General features: G+C 51.0%; 20 protein-coding genes. 16 read left to right on the top strand and 4 right to left on the bottom strand.

The genetic code is table 11. From position 1 onward, the window contains the following. Positions 1-98: 98 nt before the first annotated feature. The 5 genes from silB (at position 99) to EA14781_RS11095 (ending at position 7,887) form a co-directional block, all read left to right on the top strand. On the top strand, positions 99-1,391 hold the full coding sequence (silB, locus tag EA14781_RS11115) for a Cu(+)/Ag(+) efflux RND transporter periplasmic adaptor subunit SilB (RefSeq protein WP_000157620.1): 1,293 nt from the start codon (positions 99-101) through the stop codon (positions 1,389-1,391). A 10-nt stretch (positions 1,392-1,401) separates the two neighbouring features. Continuing rightward, positions 1,402-4,548, top strand: coding sequence for a Cu(+)/Ag(+) efflux RND transporter permease subunit SilA (silA, locus tag EA14781_RS11110; protein WP_000574029.1), 3,147 nt, complete (start codon positions 1,402-1,404; stop codon positions 4,546-4,548). A gap of 86 nt (positions 4,549-4,634) precedes the next feature. Then, entirely contained in the window at positions 4,635-5,075 is a 441-nt protein-coding gene (locus EA14781_RS11105; RefSeq protein WP_000758228.1) for a DUF411 domain-containing protein, read from the top strand. Positions 5,076-5,201: 126 nt separating this feature from the next. Beyond that, the gene (gene silP / locus EA14781_RS11100; protein WP_001353604.1) at positions 5,202-7,649 is read left to right on the top strand and encodes an Ag(+)-translocating P-type ATPase SilP; all 2,448 of its coding nucleotides are present in this window, start codon (positions 5,202-5,204) and stop codon (positions 7,647-7,649) included. 40 nt (positions 7,650-7,689) lie between these two features. Next, on the top strand, positions 7,690-7,887 hold the full coding sequence (locus EA14781_RS11095) for a DUF2933 domain-containing protein (RefSeq protein ID WP_000843494.1): 198 nt from the start codon (positions 7,690-7,692) through the stop codon (positions 7,885-7,887). Between the two features lie 33 nt (positions 7,888-7,920). On the opposite strand, the gene EA14781_RS11090 is transcribed toward EA14781_RS11095, so the two are convergent. Both EA14781_RS11090 and EA14781_RS11080 read right to left on the bottom strand, forming a co-directional pair. Next, entirely contained in the window at positions 7,921-8,658 is a 738-nt protein-coding gene (locus EA14781_RS11090; protein ID WP_000287501.1) for a peptidoglycan DD-metalloendopeptidase family protein, read from the bottom strand. Positions 8,659-8,943: 285 nt separating this feature from the next. Next, positions 8,944-9,393 carry a PcoE/SilE family metal-binding protein gene (locus tag EA14781_RS11080; RefSeq protein WP_001023257.1) on the bottom strand — a complete coding sequence of 150 codons (450 nt, stop codon included), beginning with the start codon at positions 9,391-9,393 and terminating at the stop codon, positions 8,944-8,946. A gap of 234 nt (positions 9,394-9,627) precedes the next feature. Here EA14781_RS11080 and pcoA point away from each other — a divergent pair, with 234 nt between their 5' ends. The 7 genes from pcoA (at position 9,628) to pcoE (ending at position 16,479) form a co-directional block, all read left to right on the top strand. Then, the gene (pcoA, locus tag EA14781_RS11075; RefSeq protein ID WP_000925240.1) at positions 9,628-11,445 is read left to right on the top strand and encodes a multicopper oxidase PcoA; all 1,818 of its coding nucleotides are present in this window, start codon (positions 9,628-9,630) and stop codon (positions 11,443-11,445) included. Between the two features lie 5 nt (positions 11,446-11,450). Continuing rightward, entirely contained in the window at positions 11,451-12,341 is an 891-nt protein-coding gene (pcoB, locus tag EA14781_RS11070; RefSeq protein ID WP_002460102.1) for a copper resistance outer membrane transporter PcoB, read from the top strand. Between the two features lie 39 nt (positions 12,342-12,380). Next, positions 12,381-12,761, top strand: a complete 381-nt coding sequence (pcoC, locus tag EA14781_RS11065) for a copper resistance system metallochaperone PcoC (protein ID WP_000025662.1) — start codon at positions 12,381-12,383, stop codon at positions 12,759-12,761. A 55-nt stretch (positions 12,762-12,816) separates the two neighbouring features. Then, complete coding sequence (pcoD, locus tag EA14781_RS11060) at positions 12,817-13,695, top strand: copper resistance inner membrane protein PcoD (protein ID WP_229692861.1); 879 nt, start codon at positions 12,817-12,819, stop codon at positions 13,693-13,695. 54 nt (positions 13,696-13,749) lie between these two features. Beyond that, the gene (gene pcoR, locus EA14781_RS11055) at positions 13,750-14,430 is read left to right on the top strand and encodes a copper response regulator transcription factor PcoR (protein ID WP_001188930.1); all 681 of its coding nucleotides are present in this window, start codon (positions 13,750-13,752) and stop codon (positions 14,428-14,430) included. Further along, complete coding sequence (gene pcoS / locus EA14781_RS11050) at positions 14,427-15,827, top strand: copper resistance membrane spanning protein PcoS (RefSeq protein WP_001211180.1); 1,401 nt, start codon at positions 14,427-14,429, stop codon at positions 15,825-15,827. Before pcoR ends, pcoS begins: the two co-directional genes overlap by 4 nt. 217 nt (positions 15,828-16,044) lie before the next feature. Next, positions 16,045-16,479 (top strand): copper resistance system metallochaperone PcoE, encoded by a 435-nt coding sequence (gene pcoE / locus EA14781_RS11045; protein WP_000723069.1) that lies wholly within the window; start codon positions 16,045-16,047, stop codon positions 16,477-16,479. Between the two features lie 433 nt (positions 16,480-16,912). On the opposite strand, the gene EA14781_RS11040 is transcribed toward pcoE, so the two are convergent. Further along, positions 16,913-17,965 carry a DUF2776 family protein gene (locus tag EA14781_RS11040; protein WP_002460090.1) on the bottom strand — a complete coding sequence of 351 codons (1,053 nt, stop codon included), beginning with the start codon at positions 17,963-17,965 and terminating at the stop codon, positions 16,913-16,915. Between the two features lie 557 nt (positions 17,966-18,522). Between EA14781_RS11040 and EA14781_RS25430 the strand changes: the two genes are divergently transcribed. The 4 genes from EA14781_RS25430 (at position 18,523) to EA14781_RS11025 (ending at position 23,622) form a co-directional block, all read left to right on the top strand. Then, positions 18,523-18,636 (top strand): hypothetical protein, encoded by a 114-nt coding sequence (locus EA14781_RS25430; RefSeq protein ID WP_212741661.1) that lies wholly within the window; start codon positions 18,523-18,525, stop codon positions 18,634-18,636. A gap of 62 nt (positions 18,637-18,698) precedes the next feature. Further along, entirely contained in the window at positions 18,699-19,766 is a 1,068-nt protein-coding gene (locus EA14781_RS11035; RefSeq protein WP_000361512.1) for an HlyD family secretion protein, read from the top strand. After that, positions 19,763-22,498: a ribosome-associated ATPase/putative transporter RbbA gene (gene rbbA / locus EA14781_RS11030; protein WP_000221660.1), complete on the top strand. Its 2,736-nt coding sequence runs from the start codon at positions 19,763-19,765 to the stop codon at positions 22,496-22,498. The genes EA14781_RS11035 and rbbA overlap by 4 nt, the downstream gene beginning before the upstream one ends. Continuing rightward, a complete protein-coding gene (locus EA14781_RS11025) occupies positions 22,498-23,622 on the top strand; it encodes an ABC transporter permease (RefSeq protein ID WP_002460087.1) in 1,125 nt (374 codons plus the stop codon). The genes rbbA and EA14781_RS11025 overlap by 1 nt, the downstream gene beginning before the upstream one ends. Positions 23,623-23,731: 109 nt before the next feature. On the opposite strand, the gene EA14781_RS11020 is transcribed toward EA14781_RS11025, so the two are convergent. Beyond that, positions 23,732-24,502 (bottom strand): class II aldolase, encoded by a 771-nt coding sequence (locus EA14781_RS11020; RefSeq protein WP_042335639.1) that lies wholly within the window; start codon positions 24,500-24,502, stop codon positions 23,732-23,734. Positions 24,503-24,510: the final 8 nt, after the last annotated feature.

Genomic DNA, 24,510 nt, shown 5'->3' with positions numbered 1-24,510 from the left:
GATTACATCCTGTGCGCCTGTACATTCACATAGGTATATGTGTGAGTTAACCGTCAGGCGCATATGCCAGGTGTTTTGATTTTTTAGCGGAAAATTGTATGGCTTCTTTAAAGATAAAATATGCTGCAATAATTATCAGCAGCCTCATAGCAGGGGGGCTGATATCGGTTACTGCCTGGCAGTATGTAAACTCAGCACAAAAGACAGAAAAAACAGAACAAAAGGCACCGGAACGAAAGGTGCTTTTCTGGTATGACCCAATGAAACCGGATACCAAATTTGATAAACCCGGAAAATCGCCCTTTATGGATATGGACCTGGTGCCAAAATATGCTGATGACAGTGGCGATAAAAGCAGTGGCGGGATCCGTATCGACCCAACCCAGGTTCAGAATCTGGGATTAAAAACGCAAAAAGTCACGCGAGGAATGCTGAATTATTCTCAGACAATCCCGGCTAATGTCAGCTATAACGAGTATCAGTTTGTTATTGTGCAGGCGCGTTCTGACGGGTTTGTCGAAAAAGTCTACCCCATGACGATTGGCGATCATGTGAAGAAGGGGACGCCACTTATCGATATTACCATTCCGGACTGGGTGGAAGCACAGAGTGAATTCCTTCTGTTATCCAGCACCGGTGGTACTTCCACGCAAATTAAAGGCGTTCTGGAACGGCTTCGCCTGGCAGGTATGCCGGAAGAGGATATTCAGAGACTGCGTTCTACCCGGAGCATTCAGACCCGTTTTACCATTAAAGCACCTATTGATGGTGTCATTACTGCATTTGACCTGCGCACCGGCATGAATATTTCGAAAGATAAGGTGGTGGCTCAGATTCAGGGAATGGACCCGGTCTGGATCAGCGCTGCAGTGCCAGAATCTATCGCCTATCTGCTGAAAGATACGTCGCAGTTTGAAATTTCGGTACCGGCTTATCCGGATAAAACATTCCATGTCGAAAAATGGAATATTCTTCCCAGCGTGGATCAGACAACCCGTACGCTTCAGGTCCGTCTCCAGGTTTCTAATAAGGATGAGTTTCTCAAGCCGGGCATGAATGCCTATCTGAAACTGAATACCAGAAGCCAGGAGATGCTGCTGATACCAAGCCAGGCCGTTATCGATACCGGCAAAGAACAGCGCGTGATTACTGTTGATGATGAAGGCAAGTTTGTGCCGAAACAGATCCACGTTCTGCATGAGTCACAGCAACAGTCCGGCATCGGCTCCGGCCTGAATGAAGGCGATACCGTGGTGGTCAGTGGCCTGTTCCTCATTGACTCTGAAGCCAATATTACGGGCGCACTGGAACGTATGCGCCACCCTGAAAAAACAGAAAGCAGTATGCCAGCAATGTCTGACCAGCCTGTAAATATGCATTCAGGGCACTGAGGAGACGACGATGATTGAATGGATTATCCGGCGCTCTGTCGCCAACCGTTTCCTGGTCATGATGGGGGCCCTGTTTCTCAGCATCTGGGGCACATGGACGATTATTAACACGCCTGTCGATGCCTTGCCTGACCTGTCAGATGTGCAGGTCATTATCAAAACCAGCTATCCCGGCCAGGCCCCGCAGATTGTAGAAAACCAGGTCACCTATCCACTTACCACCACCATGCTGTCCGTGCCTGGCGCAAAAACCGTGCGTGGTTTTTCACAGTTCGGTGATTCGTATGTGTATGTCATTTTTGAAGACGGCACCGATCTGTACTGGGCCCGTTCCCGCGTGCTGGAGTACCTGAACCAGGTACAGGGAAAACTGCCCGCCGGTGTGAGTTCTGAAATCGGTCCGGACGCCACGGGGGTAGGCTGGATATTTGAATATGCCCTTGTCGATCGCAGCGGAAAACACGACCTTTCAGAACTGCGTTCTCTGCAGGACTGGTTCCTGAAATTTGAGCTGAAAACCATCCCGAACGTGGCTGAGGTCGCTTCGGTTGGCGGCGTGGTGAAACAGTACCAGATTCAGGTCAATCCGGTAAAATTGTCTCAGTATGGTATCAGCCTGCCCGAAGTGAAACAGGCCCTTGAATCGTCTAACCAGGAGGCCGGTGGCTCATCCGTTGAAATGGCCGAAGCTGAGTATATGGTCCGTGCCAGCGGTTATCTTCAGAGCATTGATGATTTTAATAACATCGTCCTGAAAACAGGCGAGAACGGCGTGCCGGTTTATCTGCGGGATGTTGCCCGCGTGCAGACCGGGCCTGAAATGCGGCGTGGTATTGCCGAGCTGAACGGCCAGGGCGAAGTCGCTGGCGGCGTGGTGATCCTGCGGTCGGGTAAAAATGCACGCGACGTTATCACGGCAGTGAGGGATAAACTTGAGACGCTGAAGGCCAGCCTGCCGGAAGGCGTTGAAATCGTGACCACCTACGATCGCAGCCAGCTCATCGACCGGGCGATTGATAACCTCAGTTCCAAACTTCTGGAAGAGTTTATCGTGGTGGCCATCGTCTGTGCCCTGTTCCTGTGGCACGTACGTTCTGCCCTGGTGGCGATTATCTCTCTGCCGCTTGGTCTGTGTATCGCCTTTATCGTCATGCACTTCCAGGGACTGAACGCCAATATCATGTCGCTGGGAGGGATAGCGATTGCCGTCGGTGCGATGGTGGATGCCGCCATTGTGATGATTGAGAATGCGCATAAGCGGCTTGAGGAGTGGGATCATCAGCATCCGGGTGAGCAGATTGACAACGCCACCCGCTGGAAGGTGATTACCGATGCCTCCGTTGAAGTGGGACCCGCACTGTTTATCAGCCTGCTGATCATCACCCTGTCCTTTATTCCTATCTTTACCCTGGAAGGTCAGGAAGGACGTCTGTTTGGCCCGCTGGCATTCACGAAAACGTACTCCATGGCGGGCGCGGCCGCGCTGGCCATCATCGTCATTCCGATTCTGATGGGATTCTGGATCCGGGGGAAAATTCCTGCAGAGACCAGTAACCCCCTGAACCGGGTACTGATCAAAGCGTATCATCCATTGCTGTTGCGGGTTCTCCACTGGCCAAAAACAACCCTGCTGGTTGCGGCCTTGTCCATTTTCACCGTTATCTGGCCGCTGAGCCAGGTGGGCGGTGAGTTTCTGCCGAAGATTAACGAGGGCGACCTGTTGTATATGCCGTCGACCCTGCCGGGTGTCTCTCCGGCTGAAGCTGCAGCGCTCCTGCAGACGACGGACAAGTTAATCAAAAGCGTTCCTGAAGTGGCCTCTGTATTTGGCAAGACCGGTAAAGCAGAGACCGCCACGGATTCCGCACCGCTCGAAATGGTTGAAACCACGATCCAGCTCAAACCTGAGGATCAGTGGCGTCCAGGCATGACGATTGACAAGATTATTGAAGAACTCGACAGGACCGTCCGTTTACCGGGGCTGGCAAACCTCTGGGTGCCGCCAATCCGTAACCGTATTGATATGCTCTCAACCGGGATCAAAAGCCCGATAGGTATCAAGGTGTCCGGAACGGTTCTGTCCGATATCGATGCAACGGCGCAGAGTATCGAAGCGGTCGCCAAAACCGTACCCGGCGTAGTGTCTGCTCTCGCAGAGCGACTGGAAGGCGGGCGCTACATTGATGTGGATATCAACCGGGAAAAAGCCTCCCGCTACGGAATGACGGTGGGCGATGTGCAGCTGTTCATCTCATCAGCCATCGGCGGCGCGACGGTAGGGGAAACGGTTGAAGGCGTGGCCCGGTACCCGATTAATATCCGCTATCCGCAGGATTACCGGAACAGCCCGCAGGCCCTGAAACAGATGCCGATCCTGACCCCGATGAAGCAGCAGATCACGCTGGGCGATGTTGCGGATATTAAGGTCGTTTCCGGGCCGACTATGCTGAAAACGGAAAATGCCCGTCCAGCCAGCTGGATTTACATTGACGCGCGCGGCAGGGATATGGTGTCGGTGGTTAATGACATTAAAACGGCGATCAGTCAGAAAGTGAAACTGAGACCGGGTACCAGCGTGTCATTCTCCGGACAGTTTGAACTGCTTGAGCATGCCAACAAGAAACTGAAGCTGATGGTGCCGATGACGGTGATGATCATCTTCATCCTGTTGTATCTGGCATTCCGCCGGGTTGATGAAGCCCTGCTGATCCTGATGAGCCTGCCGTTCGCCCTGGTTGGCGGGATATGGTTCCTGTACTGGCAGGGCTTCCATATGTCTGTCGCAACCGGAACGGGGTTTATCGCTCTGGCCGGGGTGGCAGCAGAGTTTGGCGTGGTCATGCTGATGTATCTGCGTCATGCCATTGAAGCGCACCCGGAATTGTCCCGTAAAGAGACGTTCACACCGGAAGGCCTTGATGAAGCCCTCTATCATGGTGCCGTACTGCGTGTCCGGCCGAAAGCCATGACCGTGGCGGTGATCATTGCGGGTCTGCTGCCAATACTCTGGGGAACCGGTGCAGGTTCAGAAGTCATGAGCCGTATCGCGGCACCCATGATTGGTGGGATGATCACGGCTCCGCTGCTGTCCCTGTTCATTATTCCTGCCGCCTACAAATTAATCTGGCTGCGCAGACATAAAAAAAGCGTGTCCTGAACCTGAAAGGGCACCCCCTGTGGGTGTCCTTCTTTACTGATTCACCCTGACGTCAGGGTTTAAATCGATAATATACAGAGGTGAGTATGAAAAAAGTGGTTCTGATGGCGCTGGCTCTCGGCCTTTCACTGCCCGCGATGGCGAGTGAAAAAGTGATTGATATGTACAAATCTGAAAACTGTGGCTGTTGTTCCCTGTGGGGCAAAGCGATGGAAAAAGACGGGTTTGAAGTACGAACTCACGTCATGAATGATCAGGCGCTGTCAGCCCTGAAAGAAAAGCATGCTATTCCTGCAGGACTGCGAAGTTGTCATACCGCGGTTGCCGGTAATTTGATCATTGAAGGCCATGTGCCTGCGACAACGATACATAAGGCAATGCAGTCTGGTTCAGGTATATACGGTCTCGCCACCCCCGGTATGCCAGCAGGAAGTCCTGGAATGGAGATGGGAGCCCGAAAAGAGGCTTACGATGTTATCGCATTCTCACCGGATGGAAGTAAAAAAGTCTTCCAGCGAATCGAATAGTCAGCGGAACGGCTGATAACGGGACGCCGGTAGCAGGCACTCCTGTGCCGGCGATATTCGTGGTAATCGCATCCATGACATACCCTGAAGACAGAAGATGCTTCGGTATGCATAAGGAGAGTTACTGTGAAAAATGACAATGCAGTGCAACACAACAACCAGACTGCTTCTGAGCAGACATTATCCCCGGACGAGGGCCACGTATTGCATAAGGTGAGAGATCCCGTGTGCGGGATGGCCATCCTGCCCGACAGGGCGCACAGCAGCATTCGATACCAGGACCATCAACTTTATTTCTGCTCCGCCAGCTGTGAGAGTAAATTTAAAGCCCATCCCGATCGTTATCTTACCGAAGATGCCAGTGAACATTCCCATCACCATCACCACGATCATCACGAAGTCAGCCCTGATCAGATAAAACAGCCTCACCACCAGGCGGAAAAAGAGAATTCTGAAGGTGTGTGGACATGTCCGATGCACCCGGAGATACGCCGCAGTGGTCCCGGAAGCTGTCCTGTCTGTGGAATGGCACTGGAGCCGCTCGTAGCTACGGCATCCACGGGGCCGAGTGATGAACTTCACGACATGACAAGACGCTTCTGGCTGGGGTTGTTGCTGGCGTTTCCGGTTCTGGTACTCGAAATGGGATCTCATCTGTTTCCCGAGTTGAGGAATACAGTACCGCCACAGTACAACACATGGCTGCAGCTGCTTCTGGCCTCCCCTGTCGTGTTGTGGTGTGGCTGGCCATTCTTCGCCCGGGCCGGAATGTCGTTACGTAACCGCTCCCTGAATATGTTTACCCTTGTTGCAATGGGGACCGGCGTAGCCTGGGTTTACAGCGTCATTGCAACCGTCTTCCCCTCCTGGTTTCCTGCATCGTTCAGAAACATGGATGGCCTGGTGGCCGTTTATTTTGAAGCCGCAGCAGTTATTACGGTGCTTGTTCTGCTGGGACAGGTTCTTGAGCTGCGGGCACGGGAACAAACCTCAGGTGCCATTACTGCGCTTCTGAACCTTGCCCCCAAAACCGCCAGACGGCTGGATCATGACGGTCATGAAACGGATATTAATGCGGAAGATGTCCTGCCTGGCGATAAGCTCCGCATCAGACCTGGAGAGAGTATTCCGGTCGACGGTATCGTGATCGAAGGCAAAACAACCGTTGATGAATCGATGGTGACCGGGGAATCTATGCCGGTTACCAAAACGGAGGGTGACCCTGTCATCGGGGGGACCATTAATCAGACAGGGAGTCTCATCATCCGTGCAGAGAAAGTCGGTGATGAAACAATGCTCTCACGAATTGTTCAGATGGTCGCTGATGCACAGCGTTCGCGTGCCCCCATCCAGAGAATGGCTGACAGCGTTTCAGGCTGGTTTGTTCCTCTGGTGATACTTATCGCGGTTGTTGCTTTCGTGATCTGGTCTGTCTGGGGGCCCGAGCCCAGGATGGCGCACGGTCTCATTGCGGCTGTGTCGGTCCTGATTATTGCCTGTCCCTGCGCGCTGGGGCTGGCCACGCCGATGTCGATAATGGTGGGGGTGGGCAAAGGAGCCCAGGCCGGGGTGTTAATCAGGAATGCCGAAGCCCTTGAGCGTCTTGAAAAAGTGGACACGCTGGTTGTCGACAAAACAGGCACGCTCACGGAAGGTTCGCCTACGGTGACAGGGATTATCAGTCTCAATCCGGGTGGGGAAACATCTCTTTTGCGTGTAACAGCCGCAGTGGAAAAAGGCTCGCAGCATCCGCTGGGTATGGCAGTAGTTAAAGCAGCACAGGAAAAGGGGATCGCAATACCCGCAGTCACTCATTTCGATGCACCGTCGGGTAAAGGTGTCTCAGGCGATGTCGAAGGTCAACGGGTTGTTATTGGTAATGAACTGGCTATGCAGGAAAACAGTATAGTTATTGATAATCAAAAGGCCGTTGCGGATACGTTGCGGATGGAAGGCGCTACCGTTATCTATGTGGCCACAGACGGGGACCTTGCAGGCCTGATAGCTATCTCGGATCCCGTGAAAACAACCACGCCGGATGCGCTTAAAGCTTTGCGTCAGGCGGGGATCCGCATCGTTATGCTCACCGGGGATAACCAGCTTACTGCTGAAGCAGTCGCACGGAAACTGGGAATAGATGAGGTTGAAGCCGGAATTCTGCCGGATGGCAAAAAAGCAGTGATAACCCGACTGAAAGAGTCTGGCCATGTGGTTGCGATGGCCGGAGACGGTGTGAATGATGCCCCGGCGCTGGCAGCGGCTGACGTGGGTATAGCCATGGGAACGGGTACAGATGTGGCAATTGAAAGTGCCGGAGTCACCCTTCTCAAAGGCGACTTGATGATACTGAACAGGGCCCGTCATCTGTCAGAGATCACCATGAAAAATATCCGTCAGAATCTGTTTTTTGCATTTATCTACAACGCACTTGGCGTGCCTGTGGCTGCAGGTCTGCTTTATCCTGTGTATGGAATACTGCTGTCGCCAGTTATTGCGGCGGCGGCCATGGCTCTTTCCTCCGTCAGCGTCATTGTGAATGCGTTGCGTCTGAAAAGTGTCAGGCTCGGGAAATAACACTGAGTGAAGGGTCAGTTACGAACAGAAGGAGTCCAGTATGAAAAGTACCACCTATGCGCTTATTGCTGTCGCCGCGATCGCGGCATTTGCCCTCCTGCGCGAACACTGGTCACATGTGGCAGGTTACTGGCCATATCTGTTATTGCTGGTCTGCCCGCTAATGCATCTTTTCCACGGCCACGGAGGGCATGGAGATCATCAACATCACGGAAGTGAAAACGATAAAAAAAATTAATCCGGCAGACGGGGCCGCGTCGCGGTCCCGTTATCAGTCCAGGTATCGTTCGTAGTCTCTGGCATGCGCAAAGGCATGCTGTTCGAGTTTGTTATCAGCGGGTGCCGCTGCCCGGAACGCCAGAGAGTTAACAGGGTTGTTATTGATGACCAGCTCGTAATGCAGATGAGGACCGGATGAACGTCCGCTGTTACCGGATAACGCAATAGCACCTCCCCGTGTAACCCTGGCCCCTTTAGTAACGAGTATTTTATTGAGGTGGAGATAGCGAGTTTTAACACCGGCTTTTCCCGTTACTTCAACAAAATATCCCATGGTACTGTTGTATTCGGCCCGGGTGATTTTTCCGTCGATGACGCTGACTATTTTCGTGTTCATGGGCATGGAATAATCAATGCCATTATGGGGACTCACTTTTCCCGATACCGGGTTAAGTCTTGCAGGATTGAAAGGCGAACTGAGTCTTGCTGTGGCCGGTAACGGATAATCGAGACTGCCTTTCCCGGAAGTATCGGAAAGGTTATAGAACTTTTTATCTGATATACGATACGCCGTGTAATTAAATGAACCGGACGTAAATTTATAGGCCACGACACGTGATTTTCCCGCTTTCTTTTGCAGTACGAGTTTTAATGATTCATTTTTTTTCAAATGCCGCAGATTAAACCGGGAAGGCAAGGAGCGCTGAAGAGTAGCGATCTCGTTCGATTCCAGCCCCGAGCGGGTGGCTGAAAGGTAGGCATTTTCTTTTACGACATCGGTAGAATACATTTACTGGAATTCGCCGTTAGCATGAACACTGCGGCGTATGCTAGGGGTTTTCAGGAGGCGTGTCATCTGTCAGTTAATCGGGAGCACTGTTGATGGTCGTCATTTTTGTAACATATCTTGTTTCCCGTTTGCTCCTGAAGCTCTGGGAACTGTATGACCAGCCCGACGGTGATGATTAACGGGACTGAAACAGGTTACGGCAGAGCAATATGGGGCTCATGTCCTGCTACGTAACCCGTCAGTAAAGCCCTGCTGCGCACCTGACGCTAAGCACTAACCCGCCAGTTACCTGGTCGAATACAGCCCGCGAAGCTTTCTTGCCTGCGTCTGATGTGCTTCCGCACCGGCATTATTGACCTGCTCATGCACGAGAGCGGCTTTTTCTCCGGCATTCAGTTCGTTAAAAGAAGAAGACGAGGTCTTTGAATTTGCATCACTGCCGGACAGCATTTTTTTATGTTCCTCAATCATTTTCTGATGCGCATAGGACGCGCTGTTGTTCATAAATGAATGAGCAACAATGGCCCTTTCATGTTCATTCATTTCAGAGAATGAGGGCGTGTTGTTTTTATTAACCCTGTCCGGTAAGTTTTCATGCGTCGAGGAATTCACATGACTGACGGCTGAGGCATTATTAACAAATCGATGTGCTTCATGGGCAATATCACTGGACTGAGCAAAAGCTGCCCCACAAAATAAAGCTGTAAACGCAGTGGTCGTGATTAATATATTCATGTGTAATTACCTTCTGAGGTACATAAAAGATATCCTTATGATCATATATAAAAATAATCAACCTGTGGGGAAGATGACGTAAATGTAATACAGCTATGTACATTACACGATTGTAATGAATTTGTTTCTTAAGGTGTGCTAGATTCATTTCATTGTAAGTGGATGAACCAGTAATTTAATTTAAATCGGTTCTCGAATTCTGTCAGTAACCATACTTTAAATAAGGGAATGCGCATGCTGTTGAAAACGTCTCGACGAACTTTCCTGAAGGGGTTAACCCTCTCTGGCGTAGCCGGAAGTCTTGGCGTATGGAGTTTCAATGCGCGTTCCAGTCTGAGCCTGCCAGTTGCCGCATCCCTGCAGGGTACTCAGTTTGACCTGACCATTGGTGAAACGGCCGTCAATATCACGGGCAGTGAGCGTCAGGCCAAAACAATCAATGGAGGCCTGCCGGGGCCCGTTCTTCGCTGGAAAGAAGGTGACACCATTACCCTGAAGGTCAAAAACCGTCTTAATGAACAGACGTCCATTCACTGGCACGGCATTATTCTTCCGGCCAATATGGATGGTGTTCCGGGGCTGAGTTTTATGGGCATAGAGCCTGATGATACCTACGTTTACACCTTTAAGGTTAAGCAGAACGGGACTTACTGGTACCACAGCCATTCCGGTCTGCAGGAACAGGAGGGGGTATACGGTGCCATTATCATCGATGCCGGGGAGCCAGAACCGTTTACTTACGATCGTGAGCATGTGGTCATGTTGTCTGACTGGACCGATGAAAATCCTCACAGCCTGCTGAAAAAATTAAAAAAACAGTCGGATTACTACAATTTCAATAAACCAACCGTTGGCTCTTTTTTCCGCGACGTGAATACCAGGGGGCTGTCAGCCACCATTGCCGATCGGAAAATGTGGGCTGAAATGAAAATGAATCCGACTGACCTCGCGGATGTCAGTGGCTACACCTACACCTATCTCATGAACGGGCAGGCCCCGCTGAAAAACTGGACCGGACTGTTCCGTCCCGGTGAAAAGATACGCTTACGGTTTATCAACGGCTCGGCAATGACCTATTTCGATATCCGTATCCCCGGGCTGAAAATGACGGTCGTGGCTGCAGATGGCCAGTATGTAAACCCGGTTACCGTTGACGAATTCAGGATTGCCGTTGCCGAAACCTATGATGTCATTGTGGAGCCTCAGGGTGAGGCCTATACCATCTTCGCACAATCCATGGACAGGACCGGTTACGCTCGAGGGACACTGGCCACGAGAGAGGGGTTAAGTGCTGCCGTTCCCCCCCTCGATCCCCGTCCTCTGTTGACCATGGAAGATATGGGTATGGGGGGAATGGGACATGATATGGCAGGAATGGACCACAGCCAGATGGGAGGCATGGATAACAGCGGAGAGATGATGTCTATGGACGGTGCTGACCTTCCGGATAGCGGGACATCCTCCGCGCCCATGGATCACAGCAGCATGGCCGGTATGGATCATTCCCGGATGGCCGGAATGCCGGGTATGCAAAGTCATCCTGCGTCAGAAACGGATAACCCACTGGTTGATATGCAGGCGATGAGCGTCTCTCCGAAATTAAATGATCCGGGTATTGGTCTTCGAAATAACGGAAGAAAGGTTCTCACGTACGCGGATTTGAAAAGCCGCTTTGAGGATCCTGACGGACGTGAACCTGGCCGTACCATAGAACTGCATTTAACCGGCCACATGGAAAAGTTTGCCTGGTCATTTAACGGAATCAAGTTTTCAGATGCCGCACCGGTGCTGCTGAAATACGGTGAGCGGCTCAGGATCACGCTGATCAACGATACCATGATGACTCACCCCATTCACCTGCATGGTATGTGGAGCGATCTGGAAGATGAAAACGGTAATTTCATGGTTCGTAAACACACAATAGATGTTCCCCCTGGTACAAAACGCAGTTACAGAGTGACAGCAGATGCGCTTGGCCGCTGGGCGTATCACTGCCATTTGCTCTATCACATGGAAATGGGAATGTTTCGTGAAGTCCGGGTGGAGGAATGATGCGAATGAAGAGAAATTTGAAGGCCATACCTGTTCTGGTCGCCGGTTTGTTTACCTCACAGCTTTCTATTGCGGCGGGCTCCGTCTCTGCAGATCCCCACGCCGGGCACGACATGTCTGCCATGCAGATGCCAGCAGATGAGAATTTCACTGAGATGACGTCAATGGAGCCCATTGTAACTGAGAGCAGAACGCCAATTCCGCCTGTTACCGATGCCGACCGGAAGGCTGCATTCGGCAATTTACAGGGGCATGCGATTCACGACAGTGCGATTAATTATCTGGTTCTGCTGGATCAACTGGAATGGCAACGGTCGGATAACGCCAACAATTTCAGCTGGAGTGTTAACAGCTGGATTGGAGGCGACACAGATCGGATTTGGCTAAAGAGTGAAGGTGAACGAAGCAATGGGGAAACGGAGACGGCTGAAGCGCAGTTACTCTGGGGACATGCGGTTGGCCCATGGTGGGATTTGGTTGCGGGTGTCAGGCAGGATTTCAGACCTGCTTCTGCCCGGACCTGGGCTGCTGTCGGTTTTCAGGGGCTGGCACTCTATAATTTTGAGTCTGAAATTACGGGTTTTGTCAGTAATGGCGGAAAAGCAGCCCTTCGTCTGGGAGGAGAATACGACGTTTTACTGACTAACCGGCTCATACTCCAGCCATCCTATGAGGTGAATTTCTACAGTCAGGATGATGAATCGCGGGGTCGCGGCAGGGGACTGACTGACACAGAGCTGGGGCTCCGGCTGCGCTATGAAATACGCCGTGAGTTTGCACCCTATATAGGCGTTTCCTGGAATCAACTTTACGGGAAAACATCCGATATGGCGAAAAGAGAAGGTGAGAAAGACCATCAGGTAGTATTCCTGGCGGGAGCCAGAATCTGGTTTTAACGCACTGATATAAAACACTCAACTAAACAGGTAAATAAAATGTCGATTTTAAATAAAGCCATTCTTACAGGTGGCCTCGTTATGGGCGTTGCTTTCTCTGCTATGGCCCATCCGGAATTAAAAAGCTCTGTGCCACAGGCTGATTCAGCCGTAGCGGCCCCGGAAAAGATTCAGCTTAATTTCTCGGAAAATCTGACCGTGAAATTCTCAGGTGCAAAATTAACGATGACGGGTATGAAAGGCATGTCATCACATTCTCCGATGCCGGTCGCGGCAAAAGTGGCGCCAGGCGCTGACCCTAAATCGATGGTCATTATTCCGCGAGAGCCTTTACCCGCTGGCACTTATCGTGTTGACTGGCGCGCGGTTTCTTCAGATACGCACCCTATTACCGGTAATTACACCTTTACAGTGAAGTAATATTATGAACGACCTGATTATGATTGTTATTCGTTTTCTTCTTTATCTGGATTTGATGGTAATATTTGGATTGCCATTTTTTCAGATATATGGAATAAGCGGTGTCAGACATGAAACCTATAACCTGACTAATTTCAGGTCGTTTATAACTTTTGCTGTTGTTACAGGCATCATTCTTACTGGCATTAATATGCTCCTGGTATCTAATGCCATGAGTGGAGTAACTGACCTCAGAGAATTATCCATCCATGTTATCGAGATGGTGATAGAAGAAACTGATGTGGGTATTAGCTGGATTGTCAGGCTCTGTGCCCTGTTTACCACACTCGGTGCTTTGTTCCTTTACACTAATAAGAGAGTATTGTCCTGCCTGCTGATGACGATGAGTGGGGGCGTGGCGCTGGCTACACTTGCCTGGGGAGGACACGCCGTTATGCATGACGGTCTGCATTACTATCTCCATTTACTGAGCGATCTGACCCATCTCGGCGCTGCAGGTGCCTGGACAGGTGCTCTGGTTGCATTTGCTATCCTGCTGATGCGCAGAAACGAGCATAATGCACAGAGCGTCATTGTGATATCTGACTCCCTGGCAAAATTTGCCACGGCAGGAACGGTGATTGTTGTAGCCCTGATCCTGAGTGCGCTGGTCAACTATCTGTATATTGCTGAGGGTAACTTAACTCCCTTATTCAACAGTTCCTGGGGGAGGATATTGCTTGCCAAGACGGCTCTGTTTGTTCTGATGCTTCTTCTGGCTGCAGCAAACCGGTTTCACCTGGGTCCCCGGCTTGAAGTTATGGTCAGGGAAGGGAATTATGATCGCAGCGTTGCCCTGATGCGAAACAGCATCCTGACAGAATTCGTTGTTGCGATTATCATTCTGGGCGCCGTAGCGTGGCTCGGAATGCTTGCTCCGTCTCAGGTCAGCTAGGGGACAGCCAAAGCTCATGCGTGAGATTTTTACTTTCATATCAGCGAGTTGACCATGCAGCGTATTTTAATCGTTGAAGACGAACAAAAAACAGGTCGTTACCTGCAGCAGGGACTGGTTGAGGAAGGCTATCAGGCCGATCTCTTTAATAATGGCCGCGATGGTCTCGGGGCCGCGTCGAAGGGACAGTATGATTTGATAATACTGGACGTGATGCTGCCTTTCCTCGACGGGTGGCAAATCATCAGCGCACTGAGGGAGTCCGGGCACGAAGAACCGGTCCTGTTTTTAACCGCAAAGGACAACGTGCGGGACAAAGTGAAAGGACTGGAGCTTGGCGCAGATGACTACCTGATTAAGCCCTTTGATTTTACGGAGCTGGTTGCACGTGTAAGAACCCTACTGCGCCGGGCACGCTCGCAGGCCGCAACAGTCTGCACCATCGCCGATATGACCGTTGATATGGTGCGCCGGACCGTGATCCGTTCGGGGAAGAAGATCCATCTCACCGGTAAAGAATACGTTCTGCTTGAGTTGCTGCTGCAACGCACCGGAGAAGTGTTACCCAGGAGTCTTATCTCGTCCCTGGTCTGGAACATGAATTTTGACAGTGATACGAATGTGATTGATGTCGCCGTGAGACGTCTGAGAAGTAAAATTGATGATGACTTTGAGCCAAAACTGATCCATACCGTTCGCGGTGCCGGATATGTCCTGGAGATCAGAGAAGAGTGAGGTTCAAAATTTCCCTGACCACACGCCTGAGCCTGATTTTTTCTGCGGTGATGCTTACGGTATGGTGGTTATCAAGTTTTATCCTGATTAGCACCCTTAATGGCTATTTCGATAATCAGGACCGCGATTTTCTGACAGGTAAACTTCAGCTCACCGAAGAGTTTCTTAAAACAGAGACGTTCAGGAACAAAACGGATATTAAGTCATTATCAGAAAAAATAAACGATGCGATGGTGGGGCACAATGGCTTATTCATTTCTATAAAAAACATGGAAAATGAAAAAATTGTTGAACTCTATGCCAAAAATTCTGTTGTTCCAGCGGTCCTGCTTAATAAGTCGGGTGATATTCTCGACTATATGATCCAGACGGAAGAAAATAACACCGTGTACCGCAGTATCTCGCGGCGGGTTGCCGTGACGCCGGAACAGGGTAAAAGCAAACATGTCATCATTACGGTTGCCACGGATACTGGGTATCACACCCTGTTTATGGACAAACTCAGTACCTGGCTGTTCTGGTTCAATATCGGTCTGGTCTTTATTTCTGTTTTTCTGGGCTGGCTGACCACACGTATTGGTCTGAAACCGCTACGGGAAATGACCAGTCTGGCTTCCTCCATGACCGTACACAGCCTGGATCAGCGTCTAAATCCCGATCTGGCTCCGCCGGAAATCTCTGAGACCATGCAGGAGTTCAATAATATGTTTGATCGCCTGGAGGGGGCATTCCGGAAACTGTCAGATTTCTCGTCTGACATCGCGCATGAGCTGCGCACACCAGTCAGTAATCTGATGATGCAGACGCAGTTTGCACTGGCTAAGGAAAGGGATGTTTCGCATTACCGCGAAATTTTATTCGCTAACCTGGAAGAACTGAAAAGGTTGTCACGAATGACCAGTGACATGCTTTTTCTGGCACGTTCAGAGCATGGTCTGCTGCGGCTGGATAAACATGATGTGGATCTGGCAGCCGAACTGAATGAATTACGTGAGTTGTTCGAGCCCCTGGCAGACGAAACAGGAAAGACAATCACGGTTGAAGGAGAGGGCGTTGTTGCCGGAGACAGCGATATGCTCCGACGTGCTTTCAGTAACCTGCTTTCCAATGCAATCAAGTATTCTCCCGATAACACCTGTACAGCGATACACCTTGAGCGTGACAGTGACTGTGTGAACGTGATGATTACGAATACGATGTCCGGCCAGGTTCCCGCTAATCTGGAACGTTTGTTTGACCGGTTCTATCGCGCAGACTCATCAAGGTTCTACAACACGGAAGGCGCGGGGCTGGGATTATCAATTACAAGGTCGATCATTCATGCTCACGGCGGCGAGCTGTCAGCAGAACAGCAGGGGCGTGAAATTGTGTTCAAAGTGCGCCTGTTAATGGATTAATCCCGTTGTTCAGGAGAAACCTGGAAGGTGACAAAATTGTCATCATTCAGTCACGCGATAAACAGAGGCGGTTTTTTATAATTATTCATAAATCAGGAGCAGCGTGATAACACAATCACCTGGTTCCTGGAGTGATGATTAACCCGCCCTGAGATCAACTGCTTTCTCTGTTATAAGCCATTGATTGTTTGGGTATGTAAACACCGGAGACCCAACCATGAAAAAGATTCTCGTATCATTTGTTGCCATTATGGCTGCCGCTTCATCTGCCATGGCTGCAGAGACAATGAACATGCATGACCAGGTAAATAATGCACAGGCACCTGCCCACCAGATGCAGTCATCTGCTGAAAAAAGTGCAATTCAGGGAGACAGCATGACAATGATGGATATGAGCAGTCACGATCAGGCCGCAATGTCCCATGACATGATGCAAAACAGCAATTCTGCTGCCCACCAGGACATGGCTGAAATGCATAAAAAAATGATGAAAGCTAAACCCGGAGCTACCAACGAAACAGCAAAGTCATTTTCTGAAATGAGCGAGCATGAGAAGGCCGCAGCTGTACATGAGAAGGCGAATAATGGTCAGTCTTCCGTTGTTCACCAGCAGCAGGCTGATAAGCATCGCAGTCAGATCACCCAGAATTAACCCGCAGCTCCACTTGTTAGACCCTCATTTGACGCCGAAGTCACTGGCTTACGCTCCCGTCCGGGAGCGTTTTTTTTCCCATATATCAAACTTTAACTCTGAAGAGGTGGAAGTATCTGACCAACACTGTCACGTAACGCCAGATAACTACAAAAACACCTTTTTCCTCCTGTAAATTGCAGTTCCTGCAAGAACATCAAGGCATAATGTTGGAACAGCGTGTGATACACACTTAGCATCATGTTTTGTATGTGTTTTTTTAAAACTTTACAACTTTAAAGTCTTTTTCAGGTTAAAGGATACAACTTTAATGTCTCTACACAGCGGCAGAGTAATACGTAAAATGCGCCTTCGTTTTCGCAGTGGAGTCAGGGAAGTTAACCTGAATAAAGCTCAGATAAGACGCTCAGCGCCTTATCTGAAGTCTTTTTTATTATTTCTTTGCTGAACCTGCTTCTAATATCGAAACAATGGAGAACAGGGTAAAACACACCGCTCCTAAACCGACCAGCACTCGTGAGGGAATAAAATACGCCATATTGATTTGCACAATTTCCGCAAGGAATGCGGCAAGGAACAGGCAAAACAGGCAGGTAAATACCGGAATCATGGGGATTCTGTTGGCTAACGAACAGGTGCGTCGCCATACCAGCGCCAGCAACCACACTTTGGAGAAAATACTGTAGCAGATCATTCCCAGACAAATGAGAATAATGCCGGGAGCCAGACGGGTGCTTGCATCTGAACTGACTAATACGTAGATGCCCTGAATAACGGTAAGTGAGCCGAGCAAAATAACCCAATAGCACCACAGCCAATGCTCTTTCACTGAGAACGTATTTCTCGTTTGATGGACAATAGTGGCAACAAGGCCAATAAGACAAGCGCAAATTGCCGTTAACCCCAGCAGTACGTGACCAGCAACATAATGTGGTGTGATATTTGCACTACGTAACAGCGCGACTGACCAAATGAAACCAAAGAGAGTAAGCAGAAGGGGAACGGCAATTAAGCAATTACCAATTGTTGAAGAATAAGCCTGCAACGGCGTACCATCACTCTTACTCCCCGAGGCGTTTTTGGGAATTAGCAGAAAATGCCCGGAAGACGCCGCCACGGTTGATACGCAGGCGGCAATCATCCCAACACCAAAAATAACATGTCCGGCAACAAATTCATCGGCCATGACATTATCACTTACCAGCAGTGACCATCCCCAAATCATAGTTGCAATAGATCCAGCGTAACCAATAACAGGGAAAAGTGTGTTATAGAGCTTATTCACACCATGCGTTAACTGCGAAATAATAATAAATGCGGTAGTAAACAATGCCAGACATATTGCGGAAAGAGAAATCAGAACATGCCCTGCAACGAAATATTCACTTTGCCCAGAACCTGCTAATACAAACCCACCTAATGCGATGCATATTATACCCATCAGCAAAGGGATTAATTTAAATAACCATCCGATATATATATTCATTTCAAACTCCATATGTATTTTCTGCTACGCCTTGAAAAACATACAAGTGGTATTTTTAGTCAGTTAAATATAACAATGAGATGCCACTAGATATAAAAAGTAACTTTACTATAGCCGGATTTATTGTCCTGAGCGTCAAATTTTAGAGGTGAGTTAATGCTGGCAAATAAATATTTATCCTAAGATGAATTCTGAATTAATATCTTATTTTTATTTTGTTGTGTTAAACGACATTGTTCGGGATTGTATTTATTTAATACATAAGCCTTTATCATCGTTCATCTTTTCACAAAAATTATTTCACTTTCGGTAACTATTTGCACTTTGGGCGATAATAACGCTATGTGATAGTCATCGGATTTTCTGTTACGGAAACCTACGCAGCGGCACCTGAGAACCTGTGCAGAAGATTTTTGGTTAAAAACGCTATCGAACAGAAGAATATCGCGATGTATCACAAGCTGATAGTAATCAAATAGACAGCATGAATATAACTGTTAGTATTTAATTTGTTTCATTTATGAGTATGCGTGTTTCATTTACGGCCAGGAATGCTGATGATGACAACATTACTACCCGTTTTCACTAAGCCTTCCTCGTTGGCGTTCATTTTTCTGCGCCCTGGTCGTATCTGCCGTTTCCTACTTATCCCGGATGGAAGAATTCGCTGAACGTTGTTCGGCGGCTGCTGTGACACGCGTCGTTTGCTTACAGGGATTATGGCGGGTCAATTATGGATAAGAGTAAGCGCCATCTGGCGTGGTGGGTTGTCGGGTTACTGGCGGTGGCTGCCGTTGTGGCGTGGTGGCTGTTGCGTCCGGCAGGTGTGCCGGAAGGCTTTGCTGTCAGTAATGGACGCATTGAAGCAACGGAAGTGGATATCGCCAGCAAAATTGCCGGGCGTATCGACACCATTCTGGTGAAAGAAGGTCAGTTTGTTCGCGAAGGTGAAGTGCTGGCGAAGATGGATACTCGCGTGTTGCAGGAGCAGCGACTGGAAGCCATCGCGCAAATCAAAGAGGCCCAAAGCGCCGTCGCCGCCGCGCAGGCTTTGCTGGAACAGCGGCAAAGCGAAACTCGCGCCGCACAGTCGCTGGTGAATCAACGCCAGGCCGAACTGGACTCCGTAGCCAAACGTCATACGCGTTCCCGCTCGCTGGCCCAACGAGGGGCGATTTCTGCGCAACAACTGGATGACGATCGCGCCGCTGCCGAAAGTGCTCGTGCTGCGCTGGAATCGGCAAAAGCTCAGGTTTCGGCCTCTAAAGCGGCGATAGAAGCGGCACGTACCAATATCATTCAGGCGCAAACGCGCGTCGAAGCCGCGCAAGCCACTGAACGGCGCATTGTCGCAGATATCGATGACAGCGAACTGAAAGCCCCGCGTGACGGACGCGTGCAGTATCGGGTTGCCGAGCCAGGCGAAGTGCTGGCGGCAGGCGGTCGGGTGCTGAATATGGTCGATCTCAGCGACGTCTATATGACCTTCTTCCTGCCAACCGAACAGGCGGGCACGCTGAAACTGGGCGGCGAAGCCCGGCTGATCCTCGATGCCGCGCCAGATCTGCGTATTCCTGCGACCATCAGTTTTGTCGCCAGCGTTGCTCAGTTTACGCCAAAAACCGTTGAAACCAGCGATGAACGGCTGAAACTGATGTTTCGCGTTAAAGCGCGTATTCCACCGGAATTACTTCAGCAACACCTGGAATATGTCAAAACGGGCTTGCCGGGCGTGGCGTGGGTACGGGTGAACGAACAACTTCCGTGGCCTGAAGACCTAGCTGTGAGGTTGCCGCAATGACGTATCTGGAACGGGCTTCCGCTCCGCCAGTCGCGCAACTGGCGGGGGTGAGCCTGCATTATGGAAAAAACGTTGCGCTGGACAATATTACCCTTGATATTCCGGCCTGCCGCATGGTCGGGCTGATTGGCCCGGACGGCGTCGGGAAGTCGAGTTTGTTGTCGTTGATTTCTGGCGCCCGCGTCATTGAGCAAGGTAATGTGATGGTGCTGGGGGGCGATATGCGTGACCCAAAGCATCGCCGCGACGTCTGTCCGCGTATTGCCTGGATGCCGCAAGGACTAGGCAAAAATCTCTACCACACCTTGTCGGTGTATGAAAACGTCGATTTTTTCGCCCGCCTGTTCGGTCACGACAAAGCGGAGCGGGAAGTTCGAATTAATGAGCTGCTGACCAGCACCGGGTTAGCACCGTTTCGCGATCGCCCGGCCGGGAAACTCTCCGGCGGGATGAAGCAAAAACTTGGGTTGTGCTGTGCGTTAATCCACGACCCGGAACTGTTGATTCTTGATGAGCCAACAACAGGGGTTGACCCGCTCTCCCGCGCCCAGTACTGGGAGCTGATCGACAGCATTCGCCAGCGACAAAGCAACATGAGCGTGCTGGTCGCCACCGCCTATATGGAAGAAGCGGAACGCTTCGACTGGCTGGTAGCGATGAATGCCGGAGAAGTGCTGGCGACCGGTAGCGCCGAAGAACTGCGGCAGCAAACGCAAAGCGCCACGCTGGAAGAAGCGTTTATTAATCTGTTGCCGCAAGCGCAACGTCAGGCGCATCAGGCGGTAGTGATCCCACCGTATCAACCTGAAAACGCAGAGATTGCCATCGAAGCGCGTGATCTGACCATGCGTTTTGGTTCCTTTGTCGCCGTTGACCACGTCAATTTCCGCATTCCACGCGGGGAGATTTTTGGTTTCCTCGGTTCGAACGGCTGCGGTAAATCCACCACCATGAAAATGCTCACCGGACTGTTGCCTGCCAGCGAAGGTGAGGCGTGGCTGTTTGGGCAACCGGTTGATCCAAAAGATATCGATACGCGTCGCCGGGTGGGCTATATGTCGCAGGCATTTTCGCTGTATAACGAGCTCACCGTGCGGCAAAACCTGGAGTTACATGCCCGTTTGTTTCACATCCCGGAAGCGGAAATTCCCGCGCGAGTGGCTGAAATGAGCGAGCGTTTTAAGCTCAATGACGTTGAAGATGTATTGCCTGAATCGCTGCCGCTCGGCATTCGCCAGCGGCTTTCGCTGGCGGTGGCAGTGATTCATCGCCCGGAGATGTTAATCCTCGATGAGCCTACTTCTGGCGTCGATCCAGTGGCGAGAGATATGTTCTGGCAGTTGATGGTGGATTTGTCGCGTCAGGACAAAGTGACTATCTTCATCTCCACCCACTTTATGAACGAAGCGGAACGCTGCGACCGTATCTCACTGATGCACGCCGGAAAAGTGCTCGCCAGCGGTACACCGCAGGAGCTGGTTGAGAAACGCGGAGCTGCCAGTCTGGAAGAGGCATTTATCGCCTGTTTGCAGGAGGCGGCAGGGCAGAGCAACGAAGCCGAAGCACCGCCTGTGGTACACGATGCCACCCACGCGCCGCGGCAGGGATTTAGCCTGCGCCGTCTGTTTAGCTACAGCCGCCGCGAAGCACTGGAACTGCGCCGCGATCCGGTACGTTCGACGCTGGCGCTGATGGGAACGGTGATCCTGATGCTGATAATGGGTTACGGCATCAGTATGGATGTGGAAAACCTGCGCTTTGCGGTGCTCGACCGCGACCAGACCGTCAGCAGTCAGGCGTGGACGCTCAATCTCTCCGGTTCCCGTTACTTTATCGAACAATCGCCGCTCACCAGTTATGACGAGCTTGATCGCCGGATGCGTGCGGGCGATATCACGGTGGCAATTGAGATCCCTCCTAATTTCGGGCGCGATATCGCGCGTGGTACGCCCGTGGAACTTGGTGTCTGGATCGACGGTGCGATGCCGAGCCGCGCCGAAACGGTAAAAAGCTACGTGCAGGCCATGCACCAGAGCTGGTTACAGGATGTAGCGAGCCGACAATCGACGCCCGCCAGCCAAAGCGGGCTGATGAATATTGAGACGCGCTATCGCTACAACCCGGATGTCAAAAGCCTGCCAGCGATTGTTCCGGCGGTGATTCCGCTTCTGCTGATGATGATTCCGTCGATGTTAAGCGCCCTTAGCGTGGTACGGGAAAAAGAGCTGGGGTCGATTATCAACCTTTACGTGACCCCCACCACCCGCAGCGAATTTTTACTCGGCAAACAGCTACCGTACATTGCGCTGGGGATGCTGAACTTTTTCCTGCTCTGCGCTTTGTCGGTGTTTGTGTTTGGCGTGCCGCATAAAGGCAGTTTCCTGACGCTTACTCTGGCGGCGCTGCTGTATATCATCATCGCCACCGGAATGGGGCTACTGATCTCCACCTTTATGAAAAGCCAGATTGCCGCCATTTTCGGTACGGCGATTATCACGCTGATTCCGGCGACGCAGTTTTCCGGGATGATTGATCCGGTCGCTTCGCTGGAAGGAGCGGGACGTTGGATCGGCGAGGTTTACCCGACCAGTCATTTTCTGACTATCGCCCGCGGGACGTTCTCGAAAGCGCTTGATCTGACTGATTTATGGCAACTTTTTATCCCATTGCTGATAGCCATCCCGCTGGTGATGGGCTTAAGCATCCTGCTGCTGAAAAAACAGGAGGGATGATGCGCCATTTACGCAATATTTTTAATTTGGGTATCAAAGAGTTGCGCAGCCTGCTCGGTGATAAAGCGATGCTGGCGCTGATTGTCTTCTCGTTTACGGTGTCGGTGTACTCCTCGGCGACCGTCACGCCAGGATCGTTGAACCTTGCGCCGATCGCCATTGCCGATATGGATCAATCGCAGTTGTCGAACCGGATCGTTAACAGCTTCTACCGCCCGTGGTTTTTGCCACCGGAGATGATCACCGCCGATGAGATGGATGCCGGGCTGGACGCCGGACGCTATACCTTCGCGATAAATATTCCGCCTGATTTTCAGCGTGATGTCCTCGCCGGGCGCCAGCCGGATATTCAGGTGAACGTTGATGCCACGCGCATGAGCCAGGCATTCACTGGCAACGGTTATATCCAGAATATTATCAACGGTGAAGTGAACAGCTTCGTCGCGCGCTACCGTGATAACAGCGAACCGTTGGTATCGCTGGAAACCCGCATGCGCTTTAATCCGAACCTCGATCCCGCGTGGTTTGGCGGGGTGATGGCGATCATCAACAACATTACCATGCTGGCGATTGTGTTGACCGGATCGGCGCTGATCCGCGAGCGTGAACACGGCACGGTGGAACACTTACTGGTGATGCCGATAACGCCGTTTGAGATCATGATGGCAAAGGTCTGGTCTATGGGGCTAGTGGTGCTGGTGGTATCGGGATTATCGCTGGTGCTGATGGTAAAAGGCGTGCTGGGCGTACCGATAGAAGGCTCGATCCCGCTGTTTATGCTGGGCGTGGCGCTCAGTCTGTTTGCCACTACGTCAATCGGCATTTTTATGGGGACGATAGCGCGTTCGATGCCACAGCTTGGGCTGTTGGTGATTCTGGTGCTGCTGCCGCTGCAAATGCTTTCCGGTGGTTCCACGCCGCGCGAAAGTATGCCGCAGATGGTACAAGACATTATGTTGACCATGCCGACGACACACTTTGTCAGCCTCGCGCAAGCTATTCTCTACCGGGGCGCCGGATTCGAAATCGTCTGGCCGCAGTTCCTGACGCTGATGGCAATTGGCGGCGCGTTTTTCACCATTGCGCTGCTGCGATTCAGGAAGACGATTGGGACAATGGCGTAAATACAGTGCCCGATGCGCAAGTTTATCGGGCCTACGCGTCGGTGCAATTTATTGAATCTTAGTGGTTTTGTAGGCCGGATAAGGCGTTTACGCCGCATCCGGCGAGGATTTACTTCACCAATCGATGCCCCGCATTCATCATCAGGATTTTGCTATACACATCTTCCTCGACGGCGTTTTTTGCTGATGCCATCACTCGTGCCAGATTCGCCTCGTTGTGATTATTCACATACGCTTTGCCGACGGCGGTAATAAATGCTTTGCGCAGATCGCTGGCGATATTTACTTTAGCGACGCGGTAATTAACAAAGCTGCGTAATATCTCCGGGGCGATACCGGAGCCGCCGTGAATAACCAGCGGCACCGGACAGACTTCGGCAATGCGCTTGAGCAGGGGGATATCGATCCGCGGTATATCGTCCAGGCCATGAACGTTACCAATAGAAACTGCCAGCATGTCGCAATCGGTGCGCTCGACAAAGGTCTTCACCTTTTCCGGTTCCGTTTTGCAATCGGCTTCGCTGACGTGATCATCTTCTTTGCCGAGAATCGCCCCCAGCTCCGCTTCAACCGGTACGCCATAAGATTTACAGAAATCGACAGCTTCCTGGGTGAAAGCGATATTCTCTTCAAAAGAGAATGCGGCACCGTCAATCATGACCGAGGTAAAGCCTGCGCGCACCGCCTGTTTAACATCCTCCTGAGTTTTCCCGTGATCCAGATGAAGACTAACCGGAACATCCATTTTATCGGCGTGACGCTTCACGATTTCATAAATGTAATCGTATCCCGAGAGTTGTGCATTGGTGGGGGCAATCTGAATGAAGTTGGGTAATCCAGAACGCTCAATGGCGTTTAAAATTGAAATCGTCGTCTCCAGATTGGGTG

It is taken from the genome of Escherichia albertii NBRC 107761 = DSM 17582 (genome assembly GCF_000759775.1).
Classification (GTDB): domain Bacteria; phylum Pseudomonadota; class Gammaproteobacteria; order Enterobacterales; family Enterobacteriaceae; genus Escherichia; species Escherichia albertii.
The sequence above is the reverse complement of the archived record's forward strand: the minus strand, read 5'-3'. Positions and strand labels throughout refer to the sequence as shown.

Bases quoted from the DNA above. Each gene is read 5' to 3' on its own strand.
- pcoC (WP_000025662.1), top strand. From the start codon at position 12,381: ATGTCGATTTTAAATAAAGCCATTCTTACAGGTGGCCTCGTTATGGGC.
- EA14781_RS11105 (WP_000758228.1), top strand. From the start codon at position 4,635: ATGAAAAAAGTGGTTCTGATGGCGCTGGCTCTCGGCCTTTCACTGCCC.
- pcoD (WP_229692861.1), top strand. From the start codon at position 12,817: ATGGTAATATTTGGATTGCCATTTTTTCAGATATATGGAATAAGCGGT.
- silA (WP_000574029.1), top strand. From the start codon at position 1,402: ATGATTGAATGGATTATCCGGCGCTCTGTCGCCAACCGTTTCCTGGTC.
- EA14781_RS25430 (WP_212741661.1), top strand. From the start codon at position 18,523: ATGATGACAACATTACTACCCGTTTTCACTAAGCCTTCCTCGTTGGCG.
- EA14781_RS11040 (WP_002460090.1), bottom strand. From the start codon at position 17,965: ATGAATATATATATCGGATGGTTATTTAAATTAATCCCTTTGCTGATG.
- pcoE (WP_000723069.1), top strand. From the start codon at position 16,045: ATGAAAAAGATTCTCGTATCATTTGTTGCCATTATGGCTGCCGCTTCA.
- silB (WP_000157620.1), top strand. From the start codon at position 99: ATGGCTTCTTTAAAGATAAAATATGCTGCAATAATTATCAGCAGCCTC.
- pcoB (WP_002460102.1), top strand. From the start codon at position 11,451: ATGAAGAGAAATTTGAAGGCCATACCTGTTCTGGTCGCCGGTTTGTTT.
- pcoR (WP_001188930.1), top strand. From the start codon at position 13,750: ATGCAGCGTATTTTAATCGTTGAAGACGAACAAAAAACAGGTCGTTAC.
- EA14781_RS11090 (WP_000287501.1), bottom strand. From the start codon at position 8,658: ATGTATTCTACCGATGTCGTAAAAGAAAATGCCTACCTTTCAGCCACC.
- EA14781_RS11025 (WP_002460087.1), top strand. From the start codon at position 22,498: ATGCGCCATTTACGCAATATTTTTAATTTGGGTATCAAAGAGTTGCGC.
- rbbA (WP_000221660.1), top strand. From the start codon at position 19,763: ATGACGTATCTGGAACGGGCTTCCGCTCCGCCAGTCGCGCAACTGGCG.
- EA14781_RS11035 (WP_000361512.1), top strand. From the start codon at position 18,699: ATGGATAAGAGTAAGCGCCATCTGGCGTGGTGGGTTGTCGGGTTACTG.
- EA14781_RS11080 (WP_001023257.1), bottom strand. From the start codon at position 9,393: ATGAATATATTAATCACGACCACTGCGTTTACAGCTTTATTTTGTGGG.
- EA14781_RS11095 (WP_000843494.1), top strand. From the start codon at position 7,690: ATGAAAAGTACCACCTATGCGCTTATTGCTGTCGCCGCGATCGCGGCA.
- pcoA (WP_000925240.1), top strand. From the start codon at position 9,628: ATGCTGTTGAAAACGTCTCGACGAACTTTCCTGAAGGGGTTAACCCTC.